The organism is Pseudomonas sp. GD04015 (assembly GCF_029837675.1).
Lineage (GTDB): Bacteria > Pseudomonadota > Gammaproteobacteria > Pseudomonadales > Pseudomonadaceae > Aquipseudomonas > Aquipseudomonas paralcaligenes.
In genome coordinates, this window is the sequence record NZ_JAOEEE010000023.1 from 17,035 (window position 1) to 36,555 (window position 19,521).

Annotated in this window: 22 protein-coding genes and 1 tRNA gene; 5 read left to right on the top strand and 18 right to left on the bottom strand. The window is 64.1% G+C overall.

Going from position 1 to position 19,521, the window contains the following annotated elements; translation table 11 throughout:
• Nucleotides 1–2 precede the first annotated feature (2 nt).
• The 10 genes from N7640_RS17755 to N7640_RS17800 form a co-directional block, all read right to left on the bottom strand.
• Nucleotides 3–1,109 (bottom strand): flagellar basal body P-ring protein FlgI, encoded by a 1,107-nt coding sequence (locus tag N7640_RS17755; protein WP_262880410.1) that lies wholly within the window; start codon nt 1,107–1,109, stop codon nt 3–5.
• Nucleotides 1,106–1,681 (bottom strand): flagellar basal body L-ring protein FlgH, encoded by a 576-nt coding sequence (locus N7640_RS17760; RefSeq protein ID WP_220815875.1) that lies wholly within the window; start codon nt 1,679–1,681, stop codon nt 1,106–1,108. Before N7640_RS17760 ends, N7640_RS17755 begins: the two co-directional genes overlap by 4 nt.
• Nucleotides 1,665–2,342 (bottom strand): flagellar basal body P-ring formation chaperone FlgA, encoded by a 678-nt coding sequence (gene flgA, locus N7640_RS17765; RefSeq protein ID WP_279905132.1) that lies wholly within the window; start codon nt 2,340–2,342, stop codon nt 1,665–1,667. Before flgA ends, N7640_RS17760 begins: the two co-directional genes overlap by 17 nt.
• Before the next feature lie 28 nt (nt 2,343–2,370).
• Nucleotides 2,371–3,144 carry a flagellar hook-basal body complex protein gene (locus N7640_RS17770; RefSeq protein ID WP_279905131.1) on the bottom strand — a complete coding sequence of 258 codons (774 nt, stop codon included), beginning with the start codon at nt 3,142–3,144 and terminating at the stop codon, nt 2,371–2,373.
• Nucleotides 3,145–3,157: 13 nt separating this feature from the next.
• Nucleotides 3,158–3,868 carry a flagellar hook-basal body complex protein gene (locus N7640_RS17775; protein ID WP_279905130.1) on the bottom strand — a complete coding sequence of 237 codons (711 nt, stop codon included), beginning with the start codon at nt 3,866–3,868 and terminating at the stop codon, nt 3,158–3,160.
• Nucleotides 3,865–5,940, bottom strand: coding sequence for a flagellar biosynthesis protein FlhA (locus N7640_RS17780; protein WP_279905129.1), 2,076 nt, complete (start codon nt 5,938–5,940; stop codon nt 3,865–3,867). The genes N7640_RS17775 and N7640_RS17780 overlap by 4 nt, the downstream gene beginning before the upstream one ends.
• Nucleotides 5,937–7,016: an EscU/YscU/HrcU family type III secretion system export apparatus switch protein gene (locus N7640_RS17785; protein WP_279905128.1), complete on the bottom strand. Its 1,080-nt coding sequence runs from the start codon at nt 7,014–7,016 to the stop codon at nt 5,937–5,939. The genes N7640_RS17780 and N7640_RS17785 overlap by 4 nt, the downstream gene beginning before the upstream one ends.
• The gene (locus N7640_RS17790; RefSeq protein WP_279905127.1) at nt 7,013–7,753 is read right to left on the bottom strand and encodes a flagellar biosynthetic protein FliR; all 741 of its coding nucleotides are present in this window, start codon (nt 7,751–7,753) and stop codon (nt 7,013–7,015) included. Before N7640_RS17790 ends, N7640_RS17785 begins: the two co-directional genes overlap by 4 nt.
• A gap of 21 nt (nt 7,754–7,774) precedes the next feature.
• Nucleotides 7,775–8,038, bottom strand: a complete 264-nt coding sequence (locus N7640_RS17795) for a flagellar biosynthetic protein FliQ (RefSeq protein WP_279905126.1) — start codon at nt 8,036–8,038, stop codon at nt 7,775–7,777.
• 460 nt (nt 8,039–8,498) lie between these two features.
• Complete coding sequence (locus N7640_RS17800; RefSeq protein ID WP_279905125.1) at nt 8,499–8,858, bottom strand: hypothetical protein; 360 nt, start codon at nt 8,856–8,858, stop codon at nt 8,499–8,501.
• Between the two features lie 241 nt (nt 8,859–9,099).
• Between N7640_RS17800 and N7640_RS17805 the strand changes: the two genes are divergently transcribed.
• Both N7640_RS17805 and N7640_RS17810 read left to right on the top strand, forming a co-directional pair.
• Nucleotides 9,100–9,315: a type II toxin-antitoxin system Phd/YefM family antitoxin gene (locus N7640_RS17805; protein ID WP_279905124.1), complete on the top strand. Its 216-nt coding sequence runs from the start codon at nt 9,100–9,102 to the stop codon at nt 9,313–9,315.
• 12 nt (nt 9,316–9,327) lie between these two features.
• Nucleotides 9,328–9,579 (top strand): Txe/YoeB family addiction module toxin, encoded by a 252-nt coding sequence (locus N7640_RS17810; protein WP_279905122.1) that lies wholly within the window; start codon nt 9,328–9,330, stop codon nt 9,577–9,579.
• 93 nt (nt 9,580–9,672) lie between these two features.
• Here the strand turns inward: N7640_RS17810 and N7640_RS17815 are convergent.
• Nucleotides 9,673–9,762, bottom strand: a tRNA-Ser gene (locus tag N7640_RS17815).
• A gap of 93 nt (nt 9,763–9,855) precedes the next feature.
• The gene (locus N7640_RS17820) at nt 9,856–10,050 is read right to left on the bottom strand and encodes a hypothetical protein (RefSeq protein ID WP_279905121.1); all 195 of its coding nucleotides are present in this window, start codon (nt 10,048–10,050) and stop codon (nt 9,856–9,858) included.
• A gap of 195 nt (nt 10,051–10,245) precedes the next feature.
• Here N7640_RS17820 and N7640_RS17825 point away from each other — a divergent pair, with 195 nt between their 5' ends.
• The gene (locus N7640_RS17825) at nt 10,246–10,935 is read left to right on the top strand and encodes a crotonase/enoyl-CoA hydratase family protein (RefSeq protein WP_279905120.1); all 690 of its coding nucleotides are present in this window, start codon (nt 10,246–10,248) and stop codon (nt 10,933–10,935) included.
• A 660-nt stretch (nt 10,936–11,595) separates the two neighbouring features.
• On the opposite strand, the gene N7640_RS17830 is transcribed toward N7640_RS17825, so the two are convergent.
• Nucleotides 11,596–12,078 (bottom strand): GAF domain-containing protein, encoded by a 483-nt coding sequence (locus tag N7640_RS17830; protein WP_279905119.1) that lies wholly within the window; start codon nt 12,076–12,078, stop codon nt 11,596–11,598.
• Nucleotides 12,075–12,965: an ATP-binding protein gene (locus tag N7640_RS17835; protein ID WP_279905118.1), complete on the bottom strand. Its 891-nt coding sequence runs from the start codon at nt 12,963–12,965 to the stop codon at nt 12,075–12,077. Before N7640_RS17835 ends, N7640_RS17830 begins: the two co-directional genes overlap by 4 nt.
• A 299-nt stretch (nt 12,966–13,264) precedes the next feature.
• On the opposite strand from N7640_RS17835, the gene N7640_RS17840 reads away from it, so the two are divergent.
• Entirely contained in the window at nt 13,265–15,583 is a 2,319-nt protein-coding gene (locus N7640_RS17840; RefSeq protein WP_279905117.1) for a response regulator, read from the top strand.
• Here N7640_RS17840 and N7640_RS17845 read toward each other — a convergent pair.
• The 3 genes from N7640_RS17845 to msrB form a co-directional block, all read right to left on the bottom strand.
• The gene (locus tag N7640_RS17845) at nt 15,567–16,034 is read right to left on the bottom strand and encodes a MarR family transcriptional regulator (RefSeq protein ID WP_279905116.1); all 468 of its coding nucleotides are present in this window, start codon (nt 16,032–16,034) and stop codon (nt 15,567–15,569) included. The two genes, N7640_RS17840 and N7640_RS17845, sit on opposite strands and share 17 nt — an antisense overlap.
• Nucleotides 16,031–16,516 (bottom strand): glutathione peroxidase, encoded by a 486-nt coding sequence (locus N7640_RS17850; RefSeq protein ID WP_279905115.1) that lies wholly within the window; start codon nt 16,514–16,516, stop codon nt 16,031–16,033. Before N7640_RS17850 ends, N7640_RS17845 begins: the two co-directional genes overlap by 4 nt.
• Before the next feature lie 105 nt (nt 16,517–16,621).
• Nucleotides 16,622–17,020, bottom strand: coding sequence for a peptide-methionine (R)-S-oxide reductase MsrB (msrB, locus tag N7640_RS17855; protein ID WP_279905114.1), 399 nt, complete (start codon nt 17,018–17,020; stop codon nt 16,622–16,624).
• 172 nt (nt 17,021–17,192) lie between these two features.
• On the opposite strand from msrB, the gene N7640_RS17860 reads away from it, so the two are divergent.
• On the top strand, nt 17,193–18,404 hold the full coding sequence (locus N7640_RS17860; RefSeq protein ID WP_220814862.1) for a pyridoxal phosphate-dependent aminotransferase: 1,212 nt from the start codon (nt 17,193–17,195) through the stop codon (nt 18,402–18,404).
• Nucleotides 18,405–18,444: 40 nt separating this feature from the next.
• Here N7640_RS17860 and N7640_RS17865 read toward each other — a convergent pair whose 3' ends face one another.
• On the bottom strand, nt 18,445–19,521 hold the full coding sequence (locus N7640_RS17865) for a polyamine ABC transporter substrate-binding protein (RefSeq protein ID WP_279905110.1): 1,077 nt from the start codon (nt 19,519–19,521) through the stop codon (nt 18,445–18,447).

Here is a 19,521-nt window from a genome sequence, read left to right on the forward strand (position 1 = left end):
CCTTATTGAATGATCAGCTCGGCGTGCAAGGCACCGGCCTGCTTGATCGCCTGTAGCACGGTGATGACTTCCGCCGTGCTCAGTTTGATGCGGCTGAGCGCCTGGACCAGATCGCCCACGGTCGCGCCCTGTGCCAGCTGCACCGGCGCACGCTGCTCCTCGGTCACGCTGAGGTCCGTCTCCGGAACCACCACGGTGCGCACGCCAGGCCCGGCGTGATAGTTCCAGCCCGGCTGGGATACCGAGAACCGGGTACTCACCACCACGTTCAGGCTGCCCTGGGAGATGTTCACCTCGCCGAGACGTACGTTAGCGCCTGCGACCACGGTTCCGGTGCGCTCGTTGACCACTACCCTGGCGGCATAGTCCGGCGCCACCGCAACGTGCTCCACCCGGGAGATCAGGCGCGGCAGAGCGGTGCCCGGCGTTACCGGCACCTCGACCTTGGCGGCATGCACCACACGTACGCCAGCGATCCCAAGGTCGGCAGCCAGCGCATCGGCGATGCGTTGGGCGGTGGTGTAGTCGGGCTCGTTCAGGACCAGCACCAGATTGCGCTCGCCACCCTCATCACCGGTGAATGCGGAGCGCTCGACGCTCGCGCCGCGGGGGATTCGGCCGACGGTCGGATGGTTCTTCTGCACCGTGTTCATGTTGGCCTCGAAGGCATACCCGCCTACCGAGATGGGGCCCTGGGCCAGCGCGTAGAGCTTCTCGTCGGGTCCGTAGAGAGGCGTCATCAGCAACGTGCCGCCCAGCAGGCTGCGCGCATCCCCCAGCGAGGAGACCTCGACATCGATCTTGTCGCCGGATTCGCTGAACGAACGAAGGTTGCCGGTGATCATCACCGCGGCGGTATTGCGCGCACTGAGGTCGCCGTCGGCCACGTTCACGTTAAAGTTCTTCAGGGTGTTGACCAGCGATTGCCGGGTCGCCCGGTTGCGATCGCTGTCGCCGGTGCCGGCCAGGCCCACGACGAGGCCATAGCCAATCACCGAATAGTCCCGGACGCCCTGGATGCGCACCAGCTCCTTGATCCGTACATCCGCGCTGGCGTACTGGCACAGGCCCATGAGGGCCGCGATCGCCACGGTAGTCAGCAGCCTCATAGGATTCGCAGCCATTTCAGTGCCCGGTAGAAGATGTTCTGTTTCTGCGCATCGGCCACTACGCCATCACCGACGATGTCGATCTGCGCTTCCGCCAGCCGATAGGAGAACACGGTGTTCTCGTAGCTGATGTCGTCCGGCCGTACCAGGCCATCGACACGAATGCGCTGGCGCTCGTCATTGATAGTCACCGCCTGGACACCACTGACGCGCAGCAGGCCCTCCGGCAGCTGCTCGACGATGCGCACCGCCACGTTGGCACGGACCTGGCCGCGGCGACGGGTCTGGCCGATACCATCGGTATTGCCTGTCAGCCTCAGACTGAACTGGTGACTGCTGCTGTCGGTGTTGGCCCCGCCCCCTATGGCGGTCTGGCTGTCCGCCCCGGTACCGGCCGAACTCTCCGCATTGGTGGACTCGACCACCAGTACCGTCAGGGTCTCCCCGACCTGATAGCCACGCCGGTCTCCCGTCAGGGCCCGATAGCCATCCGGATCGATCAGGCTTTGTGCGCCAGCCAGCGGCATCACCAGACAGAGCATCACCAAGCCCCATTTATTGCTGCCCGACATGTACCTCTCCTCTACCCGCCACGACCGCGACCAGGCTCGAGCGAGCCCCTTCCAGCAGCACCGGTACGCTCTCGCCCAGCATGCCCGGACGCATGGCTTTGCCTTGCGCACTCACCACCAGCCCGGGCGCCAGCACCACCACCCGCACCACTTCATCCCGCTTCACCAGTGGTTCCGGCTGCAGCTGGCGCGCCAGCACCGGCTGCCCGGCCCGCACATCCTGCGTCAACCAAAGTCCTTGCGGCTCTTCCACGAGATCACCGGCCACCATCTGGGCTCCGGCCAGGTCGACTAGCTCCCGCCGTGGTTGCGCGGCAGCCAGGGGCCGCCCCGCTTTCGTGTTCAGCCCATAGACCCAGGCCTCCCGATAGGCCCGCAGCTTGAACCAGACCGTGCTCACCTGATGACGGCCGCACGCCTCGCCAGACAGCTCCACCGCCACTCGGCTGCGCAGGCCCGGGCCCAGCACGCGCACAGACGGCTGCGACAACGCGGGCAACGCACCCATCGGCTCCAGCTCGAGCTGCCACTCCCCGGAGCCGGCGGCCTGGCGCAGCTGCGCCTCGATCTCCTTCTGCAGGGCACGTGGCTCCGGCGTGGAGGCCACGCAGGCGCCGGCGAACGCAGGCAGCGCGAGGACGCTCCATCCGATCGCCAGCATCCGGCAGAACAGTCGACCAGGCTTCATATCAGCGGCGCAGGTTGTTGATGGTTTCGAGAATCTGGTCGCTCGCCTGCAGCAGGCGGGCATTCATCTGGTAGGCACGCTGGGCCAGGACCAGGCCGCTCATCTCGTCGATCAGGTTGACGTTCGACATCTCGACGAACCCCTGCAGCAAGGTGCCCTGGCCATCTCGCCCCGGCTCCGAGTAGGAGGCTTCGCCACTCAGCTGGGTCGGTCGGTAAAGACCGTCGCCGAGCTTCTCCAGGCGCTCGGCGCTGGCGAACCTGGCGAGCTGAATCTGCCCCAGGTTGATGACTTCCTCGGTCTCGGCGAGGGTGCCCTGCACCTGGCCGTCCTGCTTGATCACCAGCTTGCCGACATCCGGCGGCACCCTCACGCCTGCGCTCAGCACCTGGCCGTTGCCCATGGCCAGCTGGCCATCGGCATCCACGTGGAAGCGGCCGGCACGGGTGTAGGCGAGTTCGCCGGTGGGCAGCGCCACCTCGAAGAAACCATCCCCCTGGATCGCCACGTCGAGTTCGTTGCCACTCGACCTGACGACGCCCGGGCTGAATATCTGCACCGGATCGGAAACCCGGATGCCGGCGCCGGCATTGAGACGGGAGCCGATCGCGCCGGTTTCGTCACGCACGGTCACTTCACGGACCATGTCGTGGAAGTTGACCTCGCTACGCTTGTAGCCAATGGTCTGCATGTTGGCGACGTTGTTGGAAATGCTGTCGATCCAGGCTTGGTTGGCCGCCAACCCGGAGCTGGCGATACTCAGTGCGTCGATCATTCGATCCCTCTCCCTAGTCCTTGCCCAATTGGTTGATTCCGCTGTCCAGCATGCCGTCGTAGGCCGAGAGAGCGCGCTGCATGCTCTCCACGTGACGGGTCGCCTCCATCATCCGCACCATGTCGTTGCCCAGAGCAGCGTTGGAGCGCTCCTGCATGCCCTGATGCAGGACAAAATCCTTGGCCGGCAACAGCGGGGAGTGGGAGATGTACAGGCCATTGCCCATGGGTTCCACGCTGTGGGGGGCATGGACCCGCATCACGCTGATCCTCCCCGCCTCCCGTCCGTCCACGCGCACGACGCCGGCGCCATCGATCACCAGTTCGCCGCCTCTCACCTGGATGGGGCCGTCGTCCCCCATGAGCGGGTATCCCTGGTCGCCGACCAGGTATCCGGCGGCGTCCACCCGGAAGCGCCCATCGCGGGTCAGCATCGCCCCGTCCGGGGTCTGCAGGACGAACCAGGCATCGCCCGCCAGGGCCAGGTCGGTGACCCGCCCGGTGGTCTGTAGGGCGCCGCCAGCGGGATCGACATAGGAGCGCGCCTGGACCGCATCGAGCCCCTGGCGCATCCCGTCCACGGGAAGCAGTGGGGAAAACACGTTGAAGGCGCGGCTCGACTTGTAGCCCACGCTGTTGGCATTGGCGACGTTGTGCGAGACGTCGGTGAGGCCATCGATATCGCGCTGGATGACCCCAGCCAGTTGCATGATCAGATCAGTCATGACGCCTCCAAGGCCGGGAATCCAGGCAGGTCAATCATGCCGGCCGAGGTGACCCGCGCATGCTGACCGATTTCGTTGACCGACAGCACGGCCATATGCGGGACGGCCCGCCACAGGAAGGCACGCAGTACCCTGCGCAGGGGGGCGGCACAAAGCAGCACGGGCTGACGGTTGCCGACCAGTTGGCGCTCGGCCTCCTTGGCAACGGCGGCCACGAAGCGGTCGAGCTCCTGCGCGGGCAACAGCGGACCGCCACCACCCGCCTCGCGCTGGCGCGCGGCCGACAGCATGTAGCCCTCGAGCTGCGGCGCCAGCGTCAGTACGTTCAGTTCGCCGCCCTGGTCGAGCAGGCGCTCGTAGAGCGCAGCGCCCAGGCGCTCGCGCACGCGCTCGGCCAGATCCTCGGTGTTCTTGTTGCTCCGTCCCAGGTCGACCAGCACTTCCAGGATGGTTTCCAGGCCGCGGATCGGTACCTGCTCCTTCAGGAGCAGCTGCAGTACGCGCTGGATATCCGAGTAGCTCAACACCTGGGGCACCAGCTCATCCACCAGGCTGCCGAGTGCGGCACGCTTCCTCTCCACCAGACGCTCGGTCTCCGCGCGGCTGAGGAAGTCCGGCGCATAGCGCTTGGCCAGTTCGGAAAGGTGGGTGAGCAATACGGTGTCCGCTTCCACCAGCGTATAGCCGGCGGAACGTGCCTGGCTGCGCAAGGCCGGCACGATCCACTGGGCATTCAGACCGTAGGTCGGCTCCTTGGTCGCCCTTCCCTCCAGGGTCAGGGTCACGCCCCCCGGATTGATCGCCAGCACCTTGTCCAGCTCCAGCTCGCCGCTGGCCACCGAGGCGCCGCGTATGCAGACCTGGTAGGTACCGGCCTGCAGCTTCTTCTCCAACTGCACATGCAGTTGCGGAAGGCTGAAGCCATAGTCGCGCGCGAACTGCTTGCGCATGTTCTCGATGCGCAGGTTGAGCGTGCTGGTAGCCGTCAGTACCTGGGCGGCCAGGTCGGCGCTGAGACGTAGCTCGAAGGTTTCACCGCCGGTCTGCTCCGCACCTTCGCCTTCCTCATCGGCATCGGCATCGCTCTCGGCATCCTGGCCGCTCTTTGACTTGTTCAGTTTGCGGAAGGAGTACCAGGCCGCGCCGGAGAAGGCCAAGAACAGCAGCAGCAGCGGCAGCATGGGCAGGCCTGGCAGCATCATCAGCAGCAAGGTCACCACGGCCACCACGACCAGGGTCTTCGGGTAGGAAGAAACCTGTCGCCCCAGTTCCTCGCCCAGGCGTGCATCGGTAGCCGCGCGGGTGATGATGATGCCCGCCGCGACGGCGATGATCAGCGACGGAATCTGGGTGACGATGCCGTCGCCCACGGTCAGCAAGGTGTAGTGATGCAGCGCCTCGCCCCAGCTCATGCCCTTCTGCAGTATGCCTACGGACAGGCCGCCGATGATGTTGATGGCGATGATCACGATGCCGGCGATGGCATCGCCCTTCACGAACTTGGAAGCACCATCCATGGCACCGTAGAAGTTGGACTCACGCTCCAGCTGGCTCCGGCGACGCTTGGCCTCGTCCTGATCGATGATGCCCATGTTCAGATCGGCATCGATGCTCATCTGCTTGCCCGGCAGGGAGTCCAGGGTGAAGCGTGCGGCCACCTCCGCTACCCGCTGCGCGCCGCTGGTGACCACCACGTACTGCACGACCACCAGGATCAGGAACACCACGAAGCCGATGACATAGTTGCCACCCACCACGTGGGTGCCGACGGCGCCGATCACCTTGCCCGCATCGCCGTCGGTCAGGATCAGACGGGTAGCCGCGATGTTCAGTGCCAGGCGCAGCAGCGTGGTCATCAGCAGCAGCGATGGGAAGGTGGAGAAGCTGAGCGGCTTGTCCGTATCGAAGGTCACCAGCAGAACCAGCAGTGCCACCGCAAAATTGGTCAGCAACAGCAGGTCCAGCAAGCCGGTGGGTATCGGCGTGAACAACACCAGCAGCACGCCGATCACGGCCACCGCCAGCAGCAGGTCGTTGCCCTCGCTGAGGACGCGCTTCCACAGTTGCATCATCCCATCACCACCTTGTTGCCGGGGATGGAGATGATCCAGCGATAGACGCTGGCCACGTCGTTCTGCATGGCATCGGGAATGGCTGCATCTATGCGCCCCACGGCATACAGCGCGCGAGCCAGTGGCGGGCGGCGCAGGATGGGCACTGAATGTCGGCGAGCCAACAAGCAGATGCGCCTGGCAAGCAGGCCGCGCCCCTTGGCCAGCACCACGGGTGCGCGCATCAGGCTGGGCCGATACTGCAGAGCCACGGCGTAGTGGGTGGGATTGACGATGATCACGTCGGCGTCCTTGACCTTGCCCAGCGCGGCTGCCTTGCTCAACAGCTCCTGCTGCACGCTCTTGCGCTTGGAGCGCATCTCGGGATCACCCTCGCGGCGCTTGTACTCGTCCTTCAGCTCCCGCCGGCTCATGCGCATCTGCCGCGCGTACTCCTTGCGCGAATACCACATGTCGAACAGCGCCGCGGCGGCCATCACCAGCAGCACCGCGAAGCCCACCTTCATCATCAGTTGCTTGACCGCCTGAGGCAGTTCCAGAGGAGAAGAGCTGGCCAGGCCGAGCAGCTCGGGAACCAGACCCTGGGCCACGTAGTACAGCACCAGGCCGAACAGCAGCCCCTTCACCACGACCTTCAGCAGATCCACCAGCATCCGCCTGGAAAACATGCGCTTCAGGCCGGTAACCGGGTTGAGCCTCTTGAAGTCAGGTTTCAACGGGGTGCTGGAGAACACGGGGCCGTTGAAGATGAGGTTGGTCACCACCGCCACCAGCACCAAGGCGCCGATCAGGGGCAGCAGCGCATAGGCGATCTCGCGCAGGCTATGGCCGCCCTGGGCCGCCAGATAACCCCAGTCCCGCCCCATATGGCCGGCATTGCCCAGCCACCAGTGAGAGTGCATGGCAAACACGCTGGCCAACTGATAGACCGTGGCGGAAAACACCATCAGGAAGGCGAGCACCATCATGAACGACAACAGTTCCTGGCTACGCGCCACCTGCCCCTTCTTGCGCGCCTCCTCCAGCTTGTAGGGAGTCGCATCTTCGCTCTTGTCCTGCTGATCCTGGCTGCTCATGGCGCCCCCGGAATGGACGCGCCGAAGCCAAGGGCCCGCTCGAACAACAGAGGAATGCGCTGCACCACCAGCGGCAGCGACAGCAACAGGACCAGCGCCCCGAGAGACAGCTTCACCGGCAGAGCCAGGAAGTAGACGTTGGCCTGGGGCATGGAGCGCGCCATGAACGCGAATGCGATATCGACCAACCAGAGGGTCACTACCACCGGTGCCACTATCATCAGCGCCAGGAGGAACTGCTGCGTCAGTATCTGCACCAGAGGAATGGAAAGCACGGCCAGGGATACGCTCCCCGGCGGAACCACTGTCAGCAGCCCGCTGAAGGCCCGCAGCAGTTCATGGTGCTGGTTGAGGGCGATGAACAACATGGCGAAAGCCAGCACCAGGAACTCGGCGATGATCCCGGTGACATTCGAGGTGCCGGGGTCGAACACACCCGCGGCATTGAGGCCGATCTGCGTATCCACCAGCTTGCCGAGAAAATCCAGCGCGGCATGAGCGGCATGGAAACCGAAGGCCATAACAACTCCTACCAGCAGCTCGCCGGCGATCACCGCCGGCGACAGCTCGACGGCCCGCTCCGGCAGGGCACCCGCCATCACTGCCGCCAAAGTCAGCGCCAGCAGCATGCGCACCATCAGCGGAACACGCGCGAAAAAAGCCACCGGCGCAGCGACTATCAACGGAGTCAGCCGCACGCTGATCAGCAAGGTATTGATGGCGAAAGCCGTAAGCACAGCGACGTCCCTGGAGCTGAGCTAAAGGGTGGCGCTTTGGGTGATGGTGGAGAGCGCGAACTGCCGTAGCGTCGCAATCATCCAGCCACCAAACACCAGCAGCATGACCACGCTCACCGCCAGCTTCGGCACAAAGGTGAGGGTCATTTCCTGAACCTGGGTGGCAACTTGGATGATGCTGATCAGCAGGCCGACGATGAGAATGGCCAACAGCAATGGAGCAGCCACCACGGCTGCCGTAAGAAGCGCATCCTTGAGCGCGTACAGCACGAAATCCTGTGTCATTCCCAGTCCCCGACTACACGACCAAACCCGGCCGCCAAGGTGTTGCGGACATCGCGGACTGCGGGCCTCTACGGGTCCATCGGTTTGACGATGTCATTCTGTGATGCGGTGCGCATGCTATAGAGGTCGGGTACGCGCATGCAATAGAGGTACCTCCAAGGGAGCATGGTGACCGATGGGTCTCCGACCAGCGGTGATGGCAAAATGACACAGCCCGCAGCGGGGAGCAGTTGGGCCTTCAATTCCTGAGGCTCCAAACATCGATCCACCTCCGGACTAAATGACATCACTCCGCAATGCCGTTCGGTGGCTGACCTTTAACACTGGAATTGATCTGACAGAAGAAGGGATTTCCCGTGCCATTTCGTCGTAAGCCCTATCATTCTGCTGCCCCATTGCTCCTTCGGCTCTCGCTTCGCCTCTATCCGGCTCAGTGATTTCGACACTTTTCCGACAGCCTCTAGACATTCAACCTTCCAGCCTCGTAGCTTTCAAATTTGACGGTGCCACCCGCTTCACGGTGTTGATAAGTGCCGCGCTCATCTCCTAAAAGCTGAACATCATATGAAAACCATTCCACGAGCCTTGACAATCGCTTTGCTGTTGGTGTCGGCGCATGCAAGCGCCTGCCCTCTCGAAGGGTATTGGAAGTCTCATGAAGAGAAAACATTAGCCAGTTTCCAGCAGCCCAGCGGGAGACACTCATGACACGATACCCACTTGCAAGAACCATCATTGCCAGTTTTATAAGAATTGCCTCACCATTGTGGCTTCCAGTTTTTTTGCGGTTGCCGGCGGATATATAAGAAGCCTTTTCCACCCTCCATCACAAATTGGAGAAACTAGGATCTTTTATATATTTATATTTTTACCCATTGTTTTCTCTTTCTTTTGGGGAAACATAGCAATTATTAAAATTCAAACAGGCACAACCGGCAAGATCGTAGCGTGCATTTGCTATTCGGCCATTGCGTTTTTTGTGCTGTTCTTTGTCGGGTGGGGTTCAATGATGCACTTACACCTTTAACCAGGTGTTTGACATGGCGCTGGAGACACCTCCCATGAAAGCACTCACCGCAAGCGAATCCCGCACCAACCTCTATCGGCTCACGGACCAGTCGGCCGAATCGCACCAACCGATCATGATCTCCGGCAAGCGGACCAGCTCCGTGCTGCTCTCAGCCGAAGATTGGGAAGCCATCCAGGAAACGCCCTATCTGCTGTCCATCCCTGGCATGCGCGAGTCGATCAAGGAAGGTATGGCCGAGCCGCTCTAAGGAACTGGACTGGTGACCTGGCAACTCGTCTACACGAAACAGGCGCAGAAGCTGGCGGCTGCTGGCTCGAAGAACAAGGCGAAAGCGCTGCTGGAAGTAGCGCGGAACAACCCCTTCCAGAACCCGCCCCCTTACGAAAAGCGAGTCGGTAATCTGGCCGGCGCCTACTCGCGGCGCATCAATATCCAGCATCGCCTGGTGTATCAGGTGCTGCAGGAGGAGCAGACGGTGAAGGTGCTCAGGCTCTGGTCGCACTGCGAATAGCGCCGGCTCTCGACACTTCCTCGAGACGTTCGAGGGCCTGAAAAGCAAAAGCCCCGAAAACTCGTTAGTTTTCAGGGCCTTAGCATTGGGTTCTGGCGGTGAAGGAGGGATTCGAACCCTCGATACGGTTTCCCGTATACACACTTTCCAGGCGTGCTCCTTCAACCGCTCGGACACTTCACCGGATCTCGCCGAACCAGTCTGGTCCGTCGAGGCGCGCTAATGTAGCCGAACGGTTTTCCGAATGCAAAATATTTTTTCAGTCGATTCATACGCTTATGCGGAGCGGTGGGGTTTCGTCTGGTTCGCGTCGAAGCGACGGCCGCCGAACAGCAGGAAGCCGTGGGAAACGAACAGGCTGAACAGGAACAGCTGCAGCACGCCGGACTGGCTGTGGCTATAGGGTGTGGCGGCCAGGACCGTCAGGCCGACCAGCAGCAACGACAATAGAAAGGGGACGATACGGGGCATGGGGGCGCTCCTCAGGTTCGCGGCCAACCTAAGTCACAGCTCGGTATAGCAGCCAATCGACAATGCCGATGGCGCCGATAGGCGACGACCGACGGGCGGGCGGATGACCCCATGGTCAGCCAAAGCGCTTTACCCTTGGCCCGGTGCTGGGTAACGTCAGCGCCACTTCCCGCAACCTGGACTAGGACTTCCGCCATGAGCGACCTGATCAGCTATCAACTCGAAGACGGCATCGCCACCCTGACTCTCAACAACGGGAAGGTGAACGCCATCTCCCCAGATGTGATCGCCGCCTTCAATGCCGCGCTGGATCAGGCTGTGCAGGACCGCGCCGTGGTGATCATCACCGGCCAGCCGGGCATTCTCTCGGGCGGCTACGACCTCAAGGTGATGACTTCCGGTCCGCAGAACGCCGTGGCGCTGGTGACCGCCGGCTCCACCCTGGCGCATCGCATGCTGAGCCACCCCTACCCGATCATCGTCGCCTGCCCGGGCCACGCGATCGCCAAGGGCGCCTTCATCCTGCTCTCCAGCGACTACCGCATCGGCGTGGAAGGTCCGTTCAACATCGGCCTGAACGAAGTGCAGATCGGCATGACCATGCACCACGCCGGCATCGAGCTGGCCCGTGACCGCCTGCGCAAGGCCGCCTTCCACCGTTCGGTGATCAACGGCGAAATCTTCGATCCGCAGGGCGCCGTGGACGCCGGCTTCCTCGACAAGGTGGTGCCGGCCGAGCAGCTGCAGGCCGCCGCCCTGGCCGCCGCCCAGCAGTTGAAGAAGATCAACATGACTGCGCACAAGAACACCAAACTCAAGGTGCGCAAGGCGCTGCTCGAGACCCTGGAGAAGGCCATCGAGCTGGACCAGAAACACCTGGGCTGATCGCAAGCACACGAAAAAGGCGCCTCCGGGCGCCTTTTTTATGGCTATGTCCCCGTTGCGTGTTGCAGCTCTACAGCTGGCCTGCGGAAACGGCCTGCCTGCCATATCAATAGGAGCTCGTAGGATAGGTTAGGCCACAGGCCGTAACCCACCAGAGCAATAGATTGCGACATAGCCGATAGGTTACGCCGGCAAGCGGCTGACCCCACCCTACGCGATGCGTGGTCAAGGCCCTTTATCTGAGCGCTGCAGTTGCCTGCTCCTGGATTATTCCCCTTCGGGCCAGCGCAAGCGCTGTTCAGCAATACAGCTGCTGTCCCGCCTGCGCGGGAATGACGGTTCCGGAAATTCCCCCCCCTACCTCGTCATCCCCGCGCAGGCGGGGACCCAGAATGGGCTCGGGCGCTACAACACGTAACGGGTACATAGCCAAGAAAAAGGCTATGTCACCGTTAAATGTTGCATACCTTGTGGGAGCAGATTATCCGCGAATTTCGCGGCCAATCGGAATGCCGCCCAGCCGCTCCCACAAGAGCAGAATTGCGCCACCAATGCGTAGCAGGGACATGGCCTTTTATGGCCTGCCATCCCGCTGTGGTGACGTTGAAAGACTCTCAGCCCATTTCTGGGTGCGCGCAGCGCACCCTACGTCTACGTGCGTCAGCAGTCGCTGAGGTGCAGGAAGATTTCCGCCAGCCGCTCGATGCCGACCTGGTCCTCGACGCTGAATCGCCCGAGATGCGGGCTGTCCAGGTCGAGCACGCCGATCAACCGGTCCTCCTTCACCAGCGGCACCACCAGCTCGCTGTTGGAAGCGCTGTCGCAGGCGATGTGACCGGGGAAGGCGTGCACATCCTCGACCCGCTGGGTCTGCCGGGTGCTCGCCGCGGCGCCGCACACGCCACGCCCGAAGGGGATGCGTACACAGGCCGCCTTGCCCTGGAACGGGCCGAGTACCAGTTCCTCGTTCCTGTTCAGGTAGAAGCCCGCCCAGTTGAGCCCGTCGACCTCGCTGAACAGGAAGGCGGCGAACTGTGCCGCGTTGGCGATGAAATCGCGCTCTCCAGCCAGCAGCGCCTCCAACTGCGCTGCCAGCAGCTCGTAGCCCTCGCGCCCCTGCCCCACTTGCTGCAAATCGATCACTGTCCGGCCTCCAGCAGTTGCTGACCAACCCAGCTGCGGGCGAACTGGTAGGCGCAGCGGCCGTTGCGATTGCCACGTCCCAGCGCCCAGCGGATGGCAAGGATTTCCAGGTCGTGGCTCCACTCCCAGTGCAGCCCGACCTGACCCGCCAGCACACCGACCCAGTGGCGCACCACCGCGAGAAAATGCTCCTGGGTAAAGGGATAGAAGGAAATCCACAGGCCGAAGCGGTCGGACAGGGCGATCTTGTCCTCCACCGCCTCGCTCGGGTGCAGCTCGCCCTCGACATGCTGCCAGTTGTCGTTGTCGCTCTCCTTCTCCGGCACCAGGTGGCGGCGGTTGGAGGTGGCGTACAGCAGCACGTTGTCCGGCGCCCGCTCCAAGGAACCGTCCAGCACGCTCTTCAGCACTCGGTAGTCGCCCTCGCCGGACTCGAACGACAAATCGTCGCAGAACAGCACGAAGCGCTGCGGCAGGCCGGCCAGGGCCTCCACCACGCGCGGCAGGTCGGCCAGGTGGTCGCGCTCGATCTCGATCAGGCGCAGGCCGACGCCGGCGTTCTCCGCCAGCAGCGCGCGCACCAACGAGGATTTGCCGGTGCCCCGCGCACCCCACAGCAGCGCGTGGTTGGCCGGCAGGCCCTGCACGAACTGACGGGTGTTGCGCGCCAACTGCTCGCGCTGGGTGTCCACGCCGACCAGATCGGATAGATTCAGGTCCAGGCTCACCCGCAGCGGCTGCAGGAATCCGCTGCGCCCCTCGCGCTGCCAGCGGGCGGCAATGACGCTGTCCCAGTCCAGCGCCACGCGCACGGCGGGCAACAGGGGTTCCAGACGCTCCAGCACGGCATCGGCACGTTGCAGAAAACTGTTCAAGCGAGAATCCACGACTTACTCCTCAATATCCGCCAGGGCATTCGGGTGAAAGCCCTATACGATAGGCAACCCGGCCACTCCCGCGCAGGCGGGAATCCGCGCGCAGGCCAAGACGCTGCATTCCTGGTTCCCCGCCTTCGCGGGGACGACGAGGGGGTACAGCCACTCCACCCCATTGCCCTGAATATCCGCCCCTGCCGATGATCCGGCGCCATGGGCTATGCTAGGGTCTGTTGGCGTTTCGGCGTACGCCGCCGAACCTCAGCAGGCCCCATGGAAAGCCAGTAATCAAGGACTCAACCGCCGCACCGATGGATATTTCTCTGACCCATCGCCTGTCTTACAAGCAGGCCAAACTGACGGTGCTGGTGGCCTTCATCCTGGGTACCCTGCTGAGCCTGATCCAGGTGGGACTGGATTATGCCAGCGAAGACGCCTCCATCGACCGGGAAATCCAGTCTCTTCTGGAAATCAGCCATAACCCGGCCGCACGCATCTCCTACAACATCGATGCCGAACTGGCCCAGGAACTGGTGCTTGGCCTACTGCGCTCGCCCGCGGTGATGCGCGCGGAGATCATCGACAACAGCGGTCTGGTGCTGGCCTCGGTGGATCGTCCGCCGGTCGAGAGCCGCTACCGGATGTTCAGCGACTTCCTGTTCGGCGAGCGGCGCCTGTTCGAGGATCCGCTGTTCGTCAGCCACGCGCCCGACGAGTCCCTCGGCGTGTTGCGCCTGGAAGTGGACACCTACGCCTTCGGCAGCCACTTCCTGCGCCGCGCCCTGCTCACGATGATGACCGGCTTCGCCCGCAGCCTGCTGCTGTCGATGATCCTGCTGGTGCTGTTCTACGCCATGCTGACCAAGCCGCTGGTGGGCGTGATCCGCGCCCTGAGCGACCGCGACCCGCGCCGCGACTTCTCGCCGGTGCCATGCCCGCCCGGCCATGAGCTGGACGAGGTGGGCACGCTGGTGGCGGTGACCAACCTGCAGCTGGCCAACACCCACCAGGAGATCAGCCAGCGCCGCGAGGCCGAGGACCGCCTGACCCAGCACCTGTCCGAACTGGAGAACATCGTCTCGTCCCGCACCGCCGAGCTGAAGGCGACCAACGCCCGCCTCACCCATTCCAACCAGGAACTGGAGCGGGCGCGCAGCACGGCCCTGGAAATGGCCCAGGCCCGCGCCGCCTTCCTGGCCAACATGAGCCACGAGATCCGCACCCCGCTCAACGGCCTGCTCGGCATGCTGGCGCTGTCGCTGGACGGACCGCTCAGCAGCGAACAGCGCCAGCAGCTGTCCATCGCCCACGACTCTGGCAAGGTCCTGGTGGACCTGCTCAACGATATCCTCGACCTGTCCAAGTTCGAGGCTGGTCAGCTGGAGCTGGAGAGCATTCCCTTCGACCTCGGCACGCTGGCGGAGGAAACCGCCAGCCTGCTGTCGCAGAACACCGCGCCGCAGGTGGAGCTGACCTGCCTGATCGACCCACGGCTGCCGGCCCTGGTGCTCGGAGACCCCACCCGGGTGCGGCAGATCGTCAGCAACCTGCTGTCCAACGCCCTCAAGTTCACCCGCTTCGGCCGTGTCGACCTGCGCGTCTCGCCCACGCCCGGCGGCGTGCGCATCCTCGTCAGCGACACCGGCATCGGCATCCCCGAGGAGGCGCAGAAACGCATCTTCCAGCCCTTCATCCAGGCCGAGGCTGGCATAACCCGCCAGTTCGGCGGCACCGGCCTGGGCCTGGCGCTGACCCGGCGCCTGTGCGAGGCCATGAACGGGCAGCTCACCCTGGATTCGCGAGAAGGCTTCGGCAGCCAGTTCAGCACCACCCTGCCCCTGCCGGCCCACGCCCCGGTCATCCGCTGGCCGGCCCTGCCGGGGCGTGTGGTCGCCCTGTGCAAGCCTGGCAGCGGCCTGGCGGAGCTGCTCGACAGCTGGCTACCGATCTGGGGCCTGGGCTACCAGCGCCTGGACGACGACGCCATGCCGGGCGAACAACCCGTCGACCTGCTGATCTGCGACAAGCCCGAGCGCCTGCCCGCGCTGCGCCAGCGCTTCGCCAGCCCGCTGCTGCTGGTGTCGGCCTACGGCACCTTCATCCCCGGCGAGCAGAGCGCCAGCCTGGCGCCGTTCGAGCAACTGCCGCGTCCGCTGTCCCGCCTGGAGCTGCACCACGCCCTGCAGCGCTTGCTGCTGCCGCACCAGGCGGCCAGCACCACGCCGCCGGATGGGCAGCCGAGCCGCCCACGCCAGGCCCGGGTGCTGCTGGTAGAAGACAATCATGTCAATCAGATGGTCGCCAAGGGCATGCTGACCAAGCTGGGCTGCGAGGTGGCGGTGACCGGCCACGGCGGCGAGGCCATCGCCTACCTGGAGCAGCACCCCGTGGACCTGGTGCTGATGGACTGCAACATGCCGGTGATGGACGGCTACGAAGCGACCCGGCGCATCCGCCAGCACGGCCAGTGGGCGGGACTGCCGATCATCGCCCTGACGGCCAACGCCCTGCCGGACGAGCGGGAGCACTGCCAGGCCGCCGGCATGAACGACTACCTCGCCAAGCCCTTCCGTCGCGAGGACCTGGCCGCCCTGCTGGACACCTGGCTGCCGCTCACGACCGAGCAGTGACCAGGGTCAGCAGCTGCCCCAGCCCCTGGCGCAGGCCGTCCAGCTCGGCCATGTCGACCCCGCTCTCGCACAGCAGGCGGTTCTTCAGCGGCAGCACTTTGTCCTTCAGCGCCAGCCCCGAGTCGGTCAGGGCGAGGCACAGTTCCCGCTCGTCGACGCTGGAGCGCCGGCGCTGGACCAGGCCCAGCTGTTCCAGGCGCTTGAGCAGCGGCGTCAGGGTGCCGGAGTCGAGCATCAGGCGCTCGCCCAGCGCCTTGACCGTGGCCTGCTCCGGCGGCCGCGCCTGCCATTCCCACAGCACCAGCATCGCCAGGTACTGCGGGTAGGTCAGGCCCAGCTCGTCGAGCATCGGCTTGTAGGCGCGGATCACCGCCCGGGACGCGGCGTACAGCTTGAAGCACAGCTGGTTGTCCAGCAGCAGCTGCGCTTCGATGTCTTGCGGGGCGTTCATTTCAGCAGGGCTTCGATCTCGGCGGTCAGCTCTTCCGGCTTGGTGGTCGGGGCGAAGCGCTTGACCTGGGTACCGTCGCCGCTGATCAGGAACTTGGTGAAGTTCCACTTGATGCCCTGGCTGCCGAGCAGGCCCGGGGCGCGTTTCTTCAGCTGGACGTACAGCGGATGGGCGTCGCTGCCGTTGACGTCGACCTTCTTGAACAGGGGGAAGCTGACGCCGAAGTTCAGCTCGCAGAACTCGGAAATGGCGCCCTCGTCGCCCGGCTCCTGCTTGCCGAACTGGTTGCAGGGGAAGCCCAGCACCACCAGCCCCTTGTCCCGGTATTGCTGCCAGACGCTCTCCAGGCCCTTGTACTGCGGGGTGAAGCCGCACTTACTGGCGGTGTTGACCACCAGCACGGCCTTGCCGCCGAAGTCCTTGAGGGTCTTCTGCTCGCCCTTGATGGTGGTGACCGGGATATCGAAAAGCTTGTCGCTCATGGCCTGCGGCTCCGCTGCGGTGGAAAAGCGTGGAATATAGCGAGCAATTGAATTGAACACAATTCAATTGCTCGAATCCCGCCAGTGGCGGGCCGCCCCAGGGCGCTAGCTGTCCCTCGGCTCCAGCTTGAGCGCCACCGAGTTGATGCAGTAGCGCAGGCCGGTCGGCCGGGGGCCGTCGGGGAAGACGTGGCCCAGGTGGGCATCGCACTTGGCGCACCTGACCTCGATGCGGTGCATGCCGTGGCTGAAATCCTCCTTCTCGGCGATCACCTTGTCGCCGACCGGCTGGAAGTAGCTGGGCCAGCCGCTGCCGGAATCGTACTTGGCGTCGGAGTCGAACAGCGCCTCGCCGCAACAGGCGCAGTGGTAGATGCCAGGCACCTTGCTGTCGTGGTATTCGCCGGTGAAGGCACGCTCGGTGCCACCCAGCCGGCAGACGTGGAACTGGGCGTCGGAAAGCTCGTCGCGCCAGGCTTCCAGGGGTTTCTCGATCTTTTCCATGGAGTACACCTCAGGGGCAGAAAAAAGCCCGGCCTGTACCTTTTCCGGGCATCGGGCCGCACGTATCATGCGTCCCTCCTTGGACGCCAGTCCGTCCGCCGCGTTACGGCGGGCACGGATCGATCCTTCCCGCGTCGCCAGCGACATTTTCTTCATTTCGGGATACAGCATCATGCAGGTCAGCAAATCGAACAAGCTCGCCAACGTCTGCTACGACATCCGCGGGCCGGTGCTCAAGCACGCCAAACGCCTGGAAGAGGAAGGCCACCGCATCCTCAAGCTGAACATCGGCAACCCGGCGCCGTTCGGTTTCGAGGCCCCCGAGGAAATCCTCCAGGACGTAATCCGCAACCTGCCGACCGCCCAGGGCTACAGCGACTCCAAGGGGCTGTTCAGCGCTCGCAAGGCGGTCATGCAGTACTGCCAGCAGAAGCAGATCGAGGGCGTCGGCATCGAGGACATCTACCTCGGCAACGGCGTGTCCGAGCTGATCGTGATGGCCATGCAGGCTCTGCTCAACAACGGCGACGAAGTGCTGATCCCGGCGCCCGACTACCCGCTGTGGACCGCCGCCGTGGCTCTCTCCGGCGGCAAGCCGGTGCACTACCTGTGCGACGAGCAGGCCGGCTGGTTCCCCGACCTGGCCGACATGAAGGCCAAGATCACCAGCAACACCAAGGCCATCGTCCTGATCAACCCGAACAACCCGACCGGCGCGGTGTACTCCAAGGAAGTGCTGGAAGGCATCGTCGAACTGGCGCGCCAGCACAACCTGGTGCTGTTCTCCGACGAGATCTACGACAAGATCCTCTACGACGAGGCCCAACACATCTCCACCGCGTCGCTGGCGCCGGACGTGCTGTGCCTGACCTTCAACGGCCTGTCCAAGTCCTACCGGGTGGCCGGCTTCCGCTCCGGCTGGCTGATCATCTCCGGGCCGAAACACCGCGCGCAGAGCTACATCGAGGGCCTCGACATCCTCGCCAACATGCGCCTGTGTGCCAACGTGCCCAGCCAGCATGCGATCCAGACGGCGCTGGGCGGCTACCAGAGCATCAACGACCTGGTGCTGCCCCAGGGCCGGCTGTTCGAGCAGCGCAACCGCGCCTGGGAACTGCTCAACGACATTCCCGGGGTCAGCTGCGTCAAGCCGATGGGCGCGCTGTACGCCTTCCCGAAGATCGACCCGAAAGTCTGCCCGATCCACAACGACGAGAAGTTCGTCCTCGACCTGCTGCTGTCCGAGAAGCTGCTGATCGTCCAGGGCACCGCCTTCAACTGGCCGTGGCCGGATCACTTCCGGGTGGTCACCCTGCCCCGCGTCGACGATCTGGAACAGGCCATCGGGCGCATCGGCAACTTCCTCAAGACCTACAGCCAGTGATGCCTCCCCACCCGGTGACGATCACCGGGTGGGAACACCGTCAGGTGCCGCTCTTGACCTTGGTCCAGATGCGCGTGCGCACCCGGTCGATCTTCAGCGGCATGGCCTCCAGCGCGTACAGCTTGGTCATTACCTCTTCCGGCGGATAGACCTTGTTGTCGGCCCGCAGCGCCGGGTCGACCAGGGCATCAGCCTTCTGGTTGCCGTTGGCGTAGTGCACGTGGTTGCTGATGGACGCGGCCACGTCCGGCTGCAGCAGGTAGTTGAGGAAGGCGTAGCCGGCCTCCTCGTTGGGCGCGTCGACCGGCATGGACGCCATGTCGAACCACATGGGCGCGCCTTCCTTGGGAATCACGTACTCGATCTTCACCCCGTTGCCCGCCTCGGCGGCGCGGCTGGCGGCCTGCATGATGTCGCCGGAGAAGCCCACGGCCACGCAGATGTCGCCGTTGGCCAGGTCGCCGACGTACTTGGAGGAATGGAAGTAGCGCACGTTCTTGCGCATCTCCATCAGCAGCGCTTCGGCCTTCTTGTAGTCATCGGGGTTCTGGCTGTGGTGCGGCAGGCCCAGTTGGTGCAGGGCGATGGGCAGCATCTCCGGGCCGTTGTCGAGGATCGCCACGCCGCACTGGGCCAGCTTGGCCAGCTGTTCGGGCTTGAGGATCAGGTCCCAGGAGTCCACCGCCACGCCGTCGCCGAGCACGGCCCTGACCTTGTCCACGTTGTAGCCGATGCCGGTGGTGCCCCACAGGTACGGGAAGCCGTGCTGGTTGCCCGGGTCGTTGGTCTCCAGCGCCTTGAGCAGTACCGGGTTGAGGTTGCTCCAGCCGGGCAGCTTGCTGCGGTCGAGCTTCTTCAGCGCGCCGCCCTGGATCTGCCGGGCCATGAAGTGGTTGGACGGGAACACCACGTCGTAGCCGGAGCGCCCCGCCATCAGCTTGGCGTCGAGGGTCTCGTTGCTGTCGTAGACGTCGTAGTGGGCGGCCACGCCGCTCGCCTTCTGGAAGTTCTTCAGGGTGTCCGGGGCGATGTAGTCGGTCCAGTTGTAGATGCGCACGCTCTCGGCGGCCTGGCTGGCCGACGCCACGAGCATCAGCGGGAGGAGTTTCTTCAGCAT